Source organism: Henriciella sp., from assembly GCF_029937755.1.
In the GTDB taxonomy this organism is placed as follows: Bacteria; Pseudomonadota; Alphaproteobacteria; order Caulobacterales; family Hyphomonadaceae; genus Henriciella.
Map to the genome: position 1 here is coordinate 1 of NZ_JAPYPG010000017.1, position 12286 is coordinate 12286.

The window sequence follows — 12286 nt, forward strand, 5'->3', positions numbered from 1 at the left end:
TCCCCACCAGCGGTTCTTTTCTAACCAGAAGACCAGGAATCTCTAAGACAAGCGCAGGCTGGCGCGATCACCGGCGAGACACCCGCATGCCGCTGGGCTGCCCGGAAGGGCAGACCAGAGGTCCGGAGACGAGCCGGGCCGCTGGCGGCGTGCCGCCCGCGAAACAGCCCCCTCGCGTCAGCGAGGGGTGATCGCCGGATCAAGGTCTGATGCCAAATTGGATCTGCTCAGGTCTGTGCAGTCAGGAGGTCCCTGTATCCGCCATCCCGGAGTTCACGTCCTCGCACGAGGGCGCGGCGCATTTCGTCTTTCATGGCCCGGCTGGGGCTCTGCCAGGCTTCGGTGGCGCGATCCTCGCCATAGATGATGGCAGCGGTTTCAAAATAAGTTAGACCGGTCTCATGCGCATCGAGCGCAATGAGCGCATTGCGAAACGCAAGCGATGAGCGTGTCCAGGTGTCGTTGAAACTCGGATCGTCCTTGCCAAGAATACGCTGAGCCTTGCCGATGACTTTAAGTGTTTCGTCCATGCTCGACACATTATCGATGATCAGTTTCATGCGGACGGGTTCGACGCTGAGTAGTGACAGACCAGAACAAGCGACTTGGATGCTGTGGCCGTGCCCACGGATCATCAGGTATTCCCGGCCGACGCGATCTGTGAGGTGGGTGACTTCACACACATTGATCGTCTGATCGAAAATATCGTCGCGCTCGCTCGGATGACGCGGTACGACCTGCATGGTCAGGGCGCGAGCATAGAGGGCAGGGATCCAGAAGACGTCGGCCTCGTAGCCATTCGCGTCTATGTCGGGAAAAAAAACCAAGCCGAATTTCTCAGCGTCGATCTGGTCGCATAGCGGCCGGAGCAGCCGGATGCCGTGACAGGCTGGCTTTTCAGATATCTGTGAGTCGCCAGCCCGCAGGGCGGCTTGCCTGAATTCGCTATTTCGCCGAAGAAATTCCCAAGCCCAGCGACTTCTGGAGAGTCGGCAAGTATAGGCGTAGTCATCCAGATCAATACGGACCGAGGGTGTGTCGGCGGGACTCATCAGGTGCCTCCTTCACAAGCGGGTGCTGCAAAAGAGGTGCCAAAATTCTACTTCAGGCTAAAAGAAGCGCGTTTTCGACGGGTCCGAGAAGCGTTGCATAACCGCCGTCCCGCAGGTCACGGCCGCGGGCAAGGGCACGTCTCATCTCGTCTTTCATCGCTCGGCTTGGGCTGTGCCAAGCTTCGCGGGCCCGTTCTTCGCCATATATAAACCGCGCCGTCTCAAAATATGAGAGTTGGGCATCATGACAATCGAGTGCGACCAGTGCATTGCGAAGGGCCAAGGAATGGCGAGTCCATTCCGGGATATCCGCCTCTGCTTGCGGGTCATAGACACGCTGGGCGCGCTGGAGCGTTTTCAGCTTGGCCTGGAATTCGTCGAGACTGTCGATGATGAAGCTAAGCTTGACAGGTTCGCGGGCGAGAAGTGACATGCCCGTGCAGAACACCTGAATGACGCAGCCATTTCCCTTGAGAAGAAATTGTTCGCGGCCGGCGAGGTCGGTGAAGTGCGTTATCCTGCAGATGCCAACAGTGCGATCATAGAATTCACAGGATTCATTAGGACCACTCGGAGAAACTTGCATGTGAACCCGCCTCGGATAGAGACCTCCCGACCAGAACGCGTCGGCTTCAAGGCCGCTATCCTCTGGATCCGGGAAGAAGGCGAGCCCCCATCGCTCAGCAAGCGCCTGAGGGGCTCTAGGGCGCACGAGGGTGATCTGATGGCAGGCGGGAGCGAAACTAAGCTCACTCGCGGAAGGAAGCGACGAGTCCTCAAGAAACCGGCGGTTTCGGCGCAGGAACTCCCAGGCCCATCTGCTGTCTGACAACAACCATGTGTAGTCATAAGCACTTATATGATCTGCCAGCCGGGACATTTGTCCTCGTTTCCCAAGAGAGATTCAACTCAACAGGGAAAGCAAATTCAATGCCGGAATAGAAAGTTGATCGAGTAAATATTTGTTACGGTAACGCTTGGGAACCCATCATGCGAGGCCCAGTGACGCTGCGCGCGCACCATTTTGAGAATTTTACGCACTTGTTTCATTCCGGGTTTGGGGCATCATCCTGACTGATGCTTATCAGCATGCGCATCGCGCAGAATATCGATTCCACCATATACCGCAATCGCCGCGACTCCCAATCCGACAAGCAGATCTGGCCAGTTGGACCCAGTCCACAGTACGATTACGCCCGCGAGAATGATCCCCCCATTCGAGATGAAGTCATTGAAACTAAATGTTGTAGCGGCTCGCAGGTTTACATCCTTCTTTTCTATTTTTTTCAAAAGCCAGAGACAGATCAGATTTACAACACCTGCAATCGCGGCCATTGCCAGCATGATGAGACCGAGGGGTTCAGATCCTTCAAAGTATCGACGGATTGCGTCGCCGGCGACGCCGACGGCAAATACAAGAAGCATTCCACCTGACAGTCGAGCGGCGTTGCGTTTCCAGATCTGCGAACGTGTAAGTGCAAGCAGGCTCAAGCCATACACAATCGCGTCCGAGGAATTATCCAGCCCGTTCGCCAGGAGGGCATTGGAGTCGCCGAACCAGCCTGTGACAAAAAAGCCAATGGCTATGAGTATGTTTAGCCATAGTACGATTTGAAGAGTTCGGCGCTCGTCTGACGTCTCGATTTTCAAGTCTTCGCTACCCATCCTATGATTTTACCATGCGTTGTCGGTGAGGGGAGATGCACCGTAAGAATTTTATCGAAGCGTCTCCGTTAGAAAGCTTTGTATTGCGAGCGTATTGAGGATAGCTGGAGTAGCGGTAGGGCCCTGTGGTGGCAAGTGTGCCCTTGGCTCCTGGTGTCTCGTCGAAACCGAACCGGAAATCTGCGCGCCAAACCACCATATTCGCGATGATGAGAGGGGCAAACCCGAGGCCGAATATCGCCCAGCAGGGTACGGGAGCGGTTGCCCTACCTGAAGCCCCAATCGACAGCGCCGCTCCGAAATTCGTGATCGTACCCTTCCAGATGATTGGTGCCACGAAACGCGAATAACGCTGCGGGAGCCAAATTCTCTGCGCGGGGAAGGCTGCAGACCAAATAGGAATCACAGCAACTGCGCCACCTGTGGCAATGCCGAGTATCTGGATTGTCGTATCACCACTCATGTTGCCTCCTGCGCTTGTGTTTTCAGCCGTCAGGGTTATTTCCTGCAGTCTACAGTAACTAGAGGGGCAAGGGGCGCTATCATGGCCTTGATGACGATCGGAAAACTGTCAGGGGCGACGGCCGTAAAAGTCACGACAATCCGCTATTATGAATCCATTGGCCTGCTCGACGAGCCGCAACGCAGCGCAAGCGGACAGCGGTTGTACGCAGGGGCCTCTGTAGAGCGTCTCCGTTTTATACGTCATGCAAGGGATCTGGGGTTTCCCGTCTCAGCGGTAAGGGAACTGATTTCGCTGCAGGTAGAGCCAGGCAGGGAGTGCGTCCTGGTTGACCAGATTGCACGTCGCCAGCTTGACGAGGTTCGCCGCAGGCTGACCCAATTGGAGGCGCTCGAGGCCGAGCTCAAGCGCATGATCCGCGCCTGCGAAGGCGGCAAGATCGGGACCTGCTCTGTACTCGCTGCCCTTGGCCAGCACGAGAATTGCTTGCACGAACAGCATGATGGCGCCGAGGTGCTTGCAGGGCTTCCGTCAAAAGGCGCTTGACCCTCCAGTGACTGGAGGTGCTAAAAAGAGAGTGAGCCTGTTTACCCGATCATAAAAGAAAGTAGCTAGCCCAGCAATCATGTTTCCGTTCCAAGTCATAACGTGTTTACGAAGGTTGCTCGTCATGGTGATGGCGATAGCTTTTGTTATTGCGCCGATGACGGCTGCGGCGGATATCATGCATCCGGGCGATCAGGCCGCAGAGGAATGTTCTACGAGTGAGCTGGCCCAAGATGCCCCTGATAAGGAGCCATCGCATGAAGGTCATGACCATACCGCGCATCAGTGCGGAAGCTGTCATTTCCATCTGATAGGCGGCGGCGATCTAAGCGGCGCTCCGAAGTCTGTCGTGCAGACAAAACATTTGTTGCCTGGCGGTTCTTTTCTCGAGAACCTCCGCCCAGACGGTCTTTACCGTCCTCCTCGCGCCTAGACCAACGACACAGGAATATTTTGCGTGGCTACGGCCTCGCTGTCGTTGAATCTGGACGAGGAAACCAGCAAAAATGAAAATTCTTATATGCAGCGCGATCACCGCGCTCGCCCTGCCGGTCATGGCCGGTACGGCCTATGCGCAAGGGTGTAGTTCTGTCTATGTCGGCGCGACTGACTATGATCAATCCCGACCACTGACGCTCGACGCGGCTATTGCTCGCGCCGCCAATGCTTCGCCTGAAGTTCTGACGGCGGCTCTCGAGGCGAAAGCTTCATCGGCCGACGCCGATCAGGCGAGCCGTTGGCTTAATCCATCTCTGTCTGTCGAAACCGAGAACTTTGCCGGCAGCGGATCGCTTGAAGGCTTCAATGCCTACGAGACGACCCTGGTAGTGGCGCAGACCTTACAGCTTGGCGATAAACGAAGACTTTCCGAGCGGGCCGCCAGAGCTGAAGCCGCATTGGCGAGTGCCGAATGTTCTGTACGAAGCCTGGAAGCTCAGAAACTCGCAGGGGAACTCTATCTGGAACTTCGTGCCGCTTACGACATGGCCGAGGTCGCTCAGGCCTCAGCCGATCTCGCATCCGAGTTCTCTGGCGTCGTCCAGCGTCGCGTGGACGCTGGAGCGTCGGCTCCGCCTGAGTTGCTGCGCGCGCGGGCTGAAGCAGCAGCGCTTCAGGCGGTTGCGGATGGTGCGCGGGGCCAGGTCGAAGCCAAAGGGCTAGCGCTTGCGTCCGTTTGGGGTAGTCCAGAGATCGACTTTGTCTTGTCTGGCACTGCGGAAATCGTAACAGATCCGGCGGGTGGGTCGGCTCAACCAGATTCTGGCGTTCATCCGTCACTTGCGGCGGCTAAGGCCGGAGCGACGGCTCGTAGCGCGGCGACGGACCGGGCCCGCGCCGGCGCATGGCCTGATATAACCGTATCGGCTGGTGTCCGAAGATTTGAGGACACGGGCGATAGCGCGTTTCTGGCGGGTGTCAGTGTTCCTTTGCCGGTCTTTGACCGCAATCAGGACGCAACGCGGGCGGCCGGATTACGTACCCAGAGTGCCGAGCTATCAGCACAGACTGTTGAGGCAAGGTTGCGGGCCGAGCAGGCGAGCCTGGCTGCGCTGGTCCGGGCCGCGAAATCCCGATTGCAGCGTCTTGAGGGCGAAGCCCTGCCACTGGCCGAAGATGCCTACGCTTCAGCGGCCGAAGGCTACCGGGTTGGCAAGTTCGACCTGACCGCCACGCTCGATGCGCGGCGCAGTCTGATTGAAACCCGCGCCGCCGTAATCGATGCCCGGCTGGCGCTCCAGACATACACGCTGCGGTTGCGTGCGCTGATTGGCGCCGCGCCGTTCGAAGGAGAGATCCAATGAAACTGAATTTATTCTATGCGGCGCTGCTTTCGCCAGCGCTTTTGTATCTTAGTGCTTGCGGCAGTGACGCCTCCGATTCGTCTGGTGCAAACCGGACGCCCCCACAAGCCGAAGATGGCCATGACGACCACGAAGACGGTAGTGATGAGGAGCATGAAAGCCATGATGAGGCCGATGGCGACGATCATGAGGGACATGAAGAAGGAGGCGGTCATACCGAACACGAAGGTGAAGGCGGCGATCATGTCGAGCTGACCGCCGAGGAGGCGGAAGCTGCCGGTATCCGGACCGGGCGAGCCCAAACCGGAGCGGTTTCGGGCCAGCTGGAACTGCCGGCCGAGATCCGTTTCGATGCGGACCGTGTCGCAAGGGTCTCGCCACAGGTCGAGGGCACCGTTGCCCAACTTTATGCAGGCGAAGGCGATATCGTGAAAGCCGGCGCCACGCTTGCCCGGCTGACCAGTCGTGAACTCGCCGGCCTAAAGGCCGATTATCTGAATGCCCTGAGCGCCGAGCGCCTCGCGCAAGCCGAGCTTGAGCGTGAGGAAAACCTCTGGGAGCAGAAAATCACCGCCGAGGCCGATCTGCAGTCGGCGCGTGCGGCATTCGCCGCAGCCAATGCCGGCCGGGAAGCTGCTGAAAACAGGCTTCATGCGATCGGCATTGGTCATGGCACACTGGACAAGCTTAATGAGGCTGCGGACGGGTCGCTTGCACAAGCCTATGTGACGGCTCCCCTTGCCGGAGAGGTGATTCAGCGGAGCGTTTCTCTTGGAGAAACCGTATCGGCTGGCGGCGCGCCCATCTTTGTCATCATCGATGATAGCGTCGTCTGGGCCGACATCGCCGTCTACAAGGAAGATCTCGGCAAGGTCAGCGAAGGCCAGACCGTGACCTTCCAGCAGGAAGATGGCCGCGTCCTGGCCGAGGGGACAATTTCAAATGTCCTGCCTGTCATCAATGAGGCATCCCGCACTGCGACCGCGCGGGTCATTGTCGACAATGCCGAACACAGGCTGAAGCCCGGTCAGTTCGTAACGGCGCGGATCGACACGGGAGAGGGGCGCCCCGTCGTGCGCGTTCCCTCCGATGCGATCGTCAGCGTCGAGGACAGGATTTCGGTCTTCGTCCCGACCGATGACGGGTTCGAACCGCGCGAGGTCCGCACAGGAGAGAGTGCAGGCAGCTATACCGAGATCATTTCCGGGCTCGAGGCCGACGAAGCATTCGTTGCCGAGGGCGCCTTCACCCTGAAAGCGCAGCTTGAAAAAGACGCTTTCGGCGACGGCCACGCACACTAGGAGACCCGCAAAATGATCAATTTGATGCACCGCCTTGCGGGTGGCCGGCTGCTTGCCGCCATTGCCGCACTCGCCCTGTCGATCGGGGGGCTGTTTGCCTTTCGCAGCCTGCCTGTCGACGCTTTTCCCGATCCCTCACCTTCTCTGGTCCAAGTCTTCACCGAAACTGAAGGCCTGTCGCCCGAAGAGGTCGAACGCTATGTCACCTATCCGATCGAGACGGCCATGTCCGGCCTCCCCAAGGTCGACGAGATCCGCTCGACATCCAATTTTGGCCTGTCTGTCATCAATATCTATTTCGAGGACGGCACGGACGTCTATTTTGCCCGCCAGGTCGTCGGTGAGCGCCTCGGCGAGGCCGCCGACGCCATTCCCGACGGTTTCGGCACACCCAAGATGGGGCCGATTTCGACCGGCCTTGGTATCATCATGTACTATCGGCTCGTCGATGAGACCGGCGAGCGGTCGCTGGTTGAGCTGCGCGAGATTGCCGACTGGATGATCAAGTATCCGCTCCAGTCGGTTGAAGGGGTGACGGAGGTTCTGTCACTAGGGGGTTTCGAGAAGCAGTACCAGGTCCGCCTCGATCCCGATCAGCTGACATCCTATGACCTCAGCGTCGGCGAGGTGATTGCCGCCCTGGAGAGCGCCAATCGGACGGCCGGCGCGCAATTCATCGAAATTGGCGCCGAACAGTACACGGTGCGCGGGGTCGGGCTCGCTCGATCTCTCGATGATCTGCGTGAAACGCCGGTCAAGACCGTGGATGGACGAACCGTCCGCGTCAACGACCTCGGTGAAGTCGCCATCGGCGGCGGCGTCCGGCAGGGGCTCGCAACTGCCAATGGCGAAGGGGAGACCGTCGCCGGTCTCGTCCTGAAACTTTATGGCACAAACACGTCTGAGGTGATCGAGAACGCGCAAGCGCGCTTCGACGAGATCAACCAGTCGCTTCCGGATGGCGTCAAAGCCGTTCCGTATTATGATCAGGGCACGCTGGTGAAAAAGGCGGCTGCGACCGTGACGACCGCGCTCTGGCAGGGCGCGCTCCTGGTCGCCGTCATCGTCTTCCTGTTCCTCGGCGGCTGGCGTCCAAGCCTCGTGGTTGTCATGGCCATACCCTTCTCGGTCGGCTTTGCCTTCATCGCGATGAAATTCCTCGGCATCGGGGCCAATCTGATGACGCTGGGCGGGGTGGCGATCGCCATCGGGATGATGGTCGACGGCGCCATCGTCATCGCCGAGAACGTGGATCGCGGCTTGCGCGAACGACGCGAGGGTGAAGATAGCCGCACGACGGTCGCGCGAGCGAGCGCCGAAGTGATCGCGCCGCTGATTGCTGCCGTCCTCGTGGTGATCATTGTCTTCCTGCCGCTCTTTTCGCTACAGGGCACTGAAGGCAAGACGTTTCGGCCGCTCGCCGCTTCTGCCGCGCTCGCCATGACAGGGTCGCTGATCTATGCCGCGCTCATCGCTCCGGCGATGGCGCTCGGCCTCATGCGTCCGCCCAAGAGCAATAGCCAGGAGAGCGACAGCCGGCTTGTTTCGCTGATCAAGCCGCTTGCGGCCTTCTTCGTCCGGCGACGTCTCGCGGCGGTCGGGCTAGCAGGCGTCCTGCTTCTGGTTGGGGGCCTCTCAGCGACACGCCTTGGCTCGGAGTTCACGCCTGCGCTGGAGGAAGGCGATGTCCTGTTGCGTGTGACGATGGCGCCGTCCATCTCGCTAACCGAAGCAAAGGAAACGTCGACCCGCATCGAGACAAGACTGCTTGAAGCCTTCCCCGAGATCAGTTCCATTGTCAGCCGGATCGGCCGTGGGGAAGTCGGCGCGCATGCCGACCCGGTGAACAGTATCGAGGCCTTCGTGGCGCTCAAACCCCGAAGCGAATGGCGCAATGGCATCAGCCCGGATGAACTCCGGGCGTCGATCTCCGAGAATCTCGGCGGCTTTCCAGGCGTCAGGGTTAATGTCGGCCAGCCAATCGCCATGTCGGTTGATGAGCTCCTGACCGGCACAAAGGCGCAACTGGCGGTCAAGATCTTCGGTCCGGATACGGAGGTCCTGCTCGAAGGCTCGCAGGACTTGCAGTCCATTCTTCAGGAAATTCCTGGGGCGACCGACGTCCAGGCCGATCAGATCACCGGCGCGCCGCAGCTTGTGGTCTCGCTCAACCGTCCTGCGCTCGGCCGGTATGGACTGAGCGTGGAGGAGGCGCTCGATGCCTTGCGTTCCGGCGTCGGCGGGGCAGAGGCTGGTGCCGTTTTTGAGGGAGTGCGCCAGTTTCCCGTCATCGTGCGCTATGCCGAAGAGGACCGCAACACGCCCGCGGCCATCGGACGGATTATTCTGGAATCGTCCAGCGGCGCACGGGTTCCACTCGAAAGCGTGGCAAACATCAGGGAGATTGTCGGTCCACGTCAGATCACGCGCGAGAATGGTGAGCGATTCATCACCGTTCAGCTCAATGTGAGAGGACGCGATATTGGCAGCTATGTCGCTGATGCGCAGCAATCGGTCGCCAGCCAGCTCGACCTGCCGGCTGGTTATCGCGTCGAATGGGGCGGACAGTTCGAACTCCAGCAGGAAGCGAATGCGCGGTTCGCGGTCGTGATCCCGATCACGCTCGGTATCGTATTCCTGATCCTGCTATTGACGTTCGGGCGCATGAAATCGGCCATCCTGATCCTGCTCAACATTCCGCTGGCGCTGACCGGCGGGGCGATGGCGCTCTGGATTGCAGGCCTGCCGATCTCGGTGCCTGCGACGGTCGGCTTTATTGCCCTGTTCGGTATCGCGCTCGGCAATGGCATGGTGCTGGTCAGTTTCATGGATGATTTTGCCAGGGAGGGCCGTGGTCGCGATGAACTTGCCGTCGAGGCGGCAGGCTTGCGGGCACGTCCTGTGCTGATGACCGCCCTTACGACGGCGCTCGGCCTTGCGCCGCTGCTCTTCGCAAGTGGTGTCGGTGCTGAAGTGCAGCGGCCACTGGCCACGGTGGTCATGGGCGGGCTGGTCTCCTCGACCGTGCTAACTTTGCTGGTGCTACCCGCCCTTCACCGCTGGTTCGCACCAAAGCCCGACGCGCACCATTCCTTGTTGGAGGCCGAGCATGTTCATCCATCGTGAACTTCGCTTCGCGGTCATGTCCGTTTCTCTCGCAGCCCTGGCCGGCTGCGAGAGTCTCGACAACGTGATGGGGGCCCTTTCAAGTGAGCAGGCGGCCAAGGTGCAGGAGGAATGCGGCCTGATACCACCAAAGAGCCGCGCAAAAAACGCGGTACACGCGCGGCGACGCGCGTATCTCGAGTGCAAGCGCAAGGTGCTGGAAGAGCAGGCCGATCCTGAGCCACGCACATGATCATGACGATCTTGATCCCGCGAGCGATGATCGTCGGGTCTCCATTGCCATCTGGTCAATAAGACTGTCATACGGATCACTGATCCGCCCGCCGTTGGTGGCTGGACGATCGTTATTCTTGGCGGTGTTGCGCTGGTCATTGCAGAGCTTACAGCCCTCCTAATCTATTCGGTGCAGAATGGGAGCGTGAATATCCGGGCGCTCCTCCTTCACAATCTGTCCGACGCACTCGCATCTGTAGCCGTGGTTGCGGGCGACGCGCTCATCCTCATCTATGACTGAATACTGTTCGATCCGTTCGTGACGATCGGTATCGCGGTAACATTCTCTGCCTGTCGTTCCGCGAAATCGGCGGGCCGATCCACATGTTGTGGCTAGGCAGTCCGCCGGACATTGACATCGGTACCGTCATTGAGGCGATGCGGAGCGGTGATGGTGTCGTGGATGTCCATCATTTGCATCTCCGGCAGATGCAGGAGCCCCTTTTGTCAGCTATCTTCGAACAGTTTGTCGGTGAGTGCGCAATCGGGTGTTTCAGCGCCGGTGCAACCAGCCATGATCTCGCCGAGCCGTCGATCCATCTGCTTCAGATCGGCGATGCGTTTACGGATATCGCCCCGATGTGCTTCTGCCAGCGCCCTGACCTCCGCGCAGCTCGGCCTGCCATCATTGATGCCAAGTAGCGAGCGTACATCTTCCACGGAGAAGCCGAGGCTGCGGGCTCGCAATATGAAACGCAGTCGTACCTGATCTTCATTCGAATACAGCCGGTGGCCACTTGCCGTGCGGGCTGGTTCGGGCAGCAATTCGATCCTTTCATAATAGCGGATCGTTTCAAGATTGCAGCCGAGCCGCCCGGCCAGTTCAGCCCGTTTGAGTGCTGCTCGCGGCGATGTGATGGCCATGATGAAATACCCACTTGTGTCTGTACCAACTACAGAGCGTAACGTGATCATGATCGATAAAGCAATGGGAACAGCTGGTCATGGCAGGTACGGAAAACAGCCCAGCAAATGAGCGTCGCTCAAGGTGGCTTGTTGCCGGTGGCATGCTGGGGGCATTCCTTGCATCATCCTGCTGCATCGTGCCGCTTGTGCTGATCAGTCTCGGTGTTTCCGGAGCGTGGATTGGCCAGTTGACGGCGCTGGAACCCTACAAGCCCCTTTTTCTTCTGGTCGCGATCGGATTTCTCGCGGCTGGGTTCTGGGATGTCTATTTTCGAAAAACCAGTGTCTGCGAGGATGGTAGCTATTGCGCCCGTTTGCAGTCGTCAGTCGTCAAGCAGGTCGCCCTGTGGAGCGGCGCGCTTGTCGTGCTGGCGGCCTTGACCATCGATGTATGGGCACCGTTATTTTACTAGCCAGGGAGACAAGTATGAAACGCACATGGATGATCGCCGGACTGGCAGGTCTGGCACTCGCGGGGGGGCTCGCAGTCGCCGGCGCGCAGAATGCTCCGGATGCCTCGGTGGAGGTCGAACAGGCGACAGCCCGTTTTACGATCGGAAACATGACCTGCGCGACATGTCCGATTGCTGTCAGGAAAGCGATGATGCGTGTCGAGGGCGTTAAATCTGTCGATATCGATTATGCGGCCAGGACCGCAGAGGTGGTTTACGATACGGCGGCGACAACGCCTGAGCTGATCGCTGCGGCTTCAACCGATGTAGGATACCCGGCAAGCGTTACGGACGGTTGAACACGCAGCATCTGGAATATCCTGATGAGGCACCTGCCAGTCGATGTTCGCATACATCGTCAGATTTTCACACAAGGCTTTCACTTTGATGTCAAAATGGACTGACCGAAAACTGCTGATAACGGGCCTGGCCGGTACCGTCATTGCGACACCTTCTTGTTTTGCATCAATGAGCATGTGCCTCAGCCCCGGCCGGGTACCAAAAATGGACAGGCTGAACCTTGAAGCTGCCTGCGCCGAGTGCACTCGGCGGGGCATCCAGGTGAACACATCGATGCGTACGAGCGATTCCGCGGTCTTCGCCGCAGGCGAATGCGGCGACAGCGGCCCCAACCTGATCCCGGCCACGCCTCCGACATCGGGTCGATGGTGTGATTTTGAATACTTGATCGAGGCCGCGT

The 12286-nt window shown here is 59.1% G+C and carries 13 protein-coding genes and 2 pseudogenes; 10 read left to right on the forward strand and 5 right to left on the reverse strand.

Going from position 1 to position 12286, the window contains the following annotated elements:
* Window positions 1-227: 227 nt before the first annotated feature.
* The 4 genes from Q1K29_RS18200 to Q1K29_RS18215 all read right to left on the reverse strand — a co-directional run bounded on the left by Q1K29_RS18200 (window position 228) and on the right by Q1K29_RS18215 (window position 3180).
* Window positions 228-1052, reverse strand: a complete 825-nt coding sequence (locus tag Q1K29_RS18200; protein ID WP_084391401.1) for a DUF2285 domain-containing protein — start codon at window positions 1050-1052, stop codon at window positions 228-230.
* 52 nt (window positions 1053-1104) lie between these two features.
* Entirely contained in the window at window positions 1105-1932 is an 828-nt protein-coding gene (locus Q1K29_RS18205) for a DUF2285 domain-containing protein (protein ID WP_084399035.1), read from the reverse strand.
* Between the two features lie 185 nt (window positions 1933-2117).
* Window positions 2118-2717: a cation transporter gene (locus Q1K29_RS18210; RefSeq protein ID WP_013301506.1), complete on the reverse strand. Its 600-nt coding sequence runs from the start codon at window positions 2715-2717 to the stop codon at window positions 2118-2120.
* Window position 2718: 1 nt separating this feature from the next.
* Window positions 2719-3180 carry a hypothetical protein gene (locus Q1K29_RS18215; RefSeq protein ID WP_119405132.1) on the reverse strand — a complete coding sequence of 154 codons (462 nt, stop codon included), beginning with the start codon at window positions 3178-3180 and terminating at the stop codon, window positions 2719-2721.
* An 81-nt stretch (window positions 3181-3261) separates the two neighbouring features.
* Here Q1K29_RS18215 and Q1K29_RS18220 point away from each other — a divergent pair, with 81 nt between their 5' ends.
* The 7 genes and pseudogenes from Q1K29_RS18220 to Q1K29_RS18560 all read left to right on the forward strand — a co-directional run.
* Window positions 3262-3726, forward strand: a complete 465-nt coding sequence (locus Q1K29_RS18220) for a helix-turn-helix domain-containing protein (protein WP_119405131.1) — start codon at window positions 3262-3264, stop codon at window positions 3724-3726.
* Between the two features lie 130 nt (window positions 3727-3856).
* Entirely contained in the window at window positions 3857-4159 is a 303-nt protein-coding gene (locus Q1K29_RS18555) for a hypothetical protein (protein ID WP_366524234.1), read from the forward strand.
* Between the two features lie 73 nt (window positions 4160-4232).
* A complete protein-coding gene (locus Q1K29_RS18225) occupies window positions 4233-5528 on the forward strand; it encodes a TolC family protein (protein WP_119405129.1) in 1296 nt (431 codons plus the stop codon).
* The gene (locus tag Q1K29_RS18230; protein ID WP_119405128.1) at window positions 5525-6829 is read left to right on the forward strand and encodes an efflux RND transporter periplasmic adaptor subunit; all 1305 of its coding nucleotides are present in this window, start codon (window positions 5525-5527) and stop codon (window positions 6827-6829) included. The genes Q1K29_RS18225 and Q1K29_RS18230 overlap by 4 nt, the downstream gene beginning before the upstream one ends.
* 12 nt (window positions 6830-6841) lie before the next feature.
* Window positions 6842-9955: a CusA/CzcA family heavy metal efflux RND transporter gene (locus tag Q1K29_RS18235; protein ID WP_119405127.1), complete on the forward strand. Its 3114-nt coding sequence runs from the start codon at window positions 6842-6844 to the stop codon at window positions 9953-9955.
* Entirely contained in the window at window positions 9939-10187 is a 249-nt protein-coding gene (locus tag Q1K29_RS18240; RefSeq protein WP_119405126.1) for a hypothetical protein, read from the forward strand. Before Q1K29_RS18235 ends, Q1K29_RS18240 begins: the two co-directional genes overlap by 17 nt.
* Before the next feature lie 72 nt (window positions 10188-10259).
* Window positions 10260-10666 (forward strand): annotated as a pseudogene (locus Q1K29_RS18560) (cation transporter); the annotation flags it as partial.
* A 9-nt stretch (window positions 10667-10675) separates the two neighbouring features.
* On the opposite strand, the gene Q1K29_RS18245 reads toward Q1K29_RS18560, so the two are convergent.
* A complete protein-coding gene (locus Q1K29_RS18245) occupies window positions 10676-11092 on the reverse strand; it encodes a helix-turn-helix domain-containing protein (protein ID WP_158586664.1) in 417 nt (138 codons plus the stop codon).
* An 80-nt stretch (window positions 11093-11172) separates the two neighbouring features.
* On the opposite strand from Q1K29_RS18245, the gene Q1K29_RS18250 reads away from it, so the two are divergent.
* From Q1K29_RS18250 to Q1K29_RS18260, 3 genes and pseudogenes are all read left to right on the forward strand, one after another.
* Window positions 11173-11547, forward strand: coding sequence for a mercuric transporter MerT family protein (locus tag Q1K29_RS18250; protein WP_034813607.1), 375 nt, complete (start codon window positions 11173-11175; stop codon window positions 11545-11547).
* Between the two features lie 14 nt (window positions 11548-11561).
* Window positions 11562-11885 (forward strand): heavy metal-associated domain-containing protein, encoded by a 324-nt coding sequence (locus tag Q1K29_RS18255; protein ID WP_034798642.1) that lies wholly within the window; start codon window positions 11562-11564, stop codon window positions 11883-11885.
* Window positions 11886-12090: 205 nt separating this feature from the next.
* A pseudogene (locus Q1K29_RS18260) lies at window positions 12091-12286 on the forward strand (hypothetical protein); the annotation flags it as partial.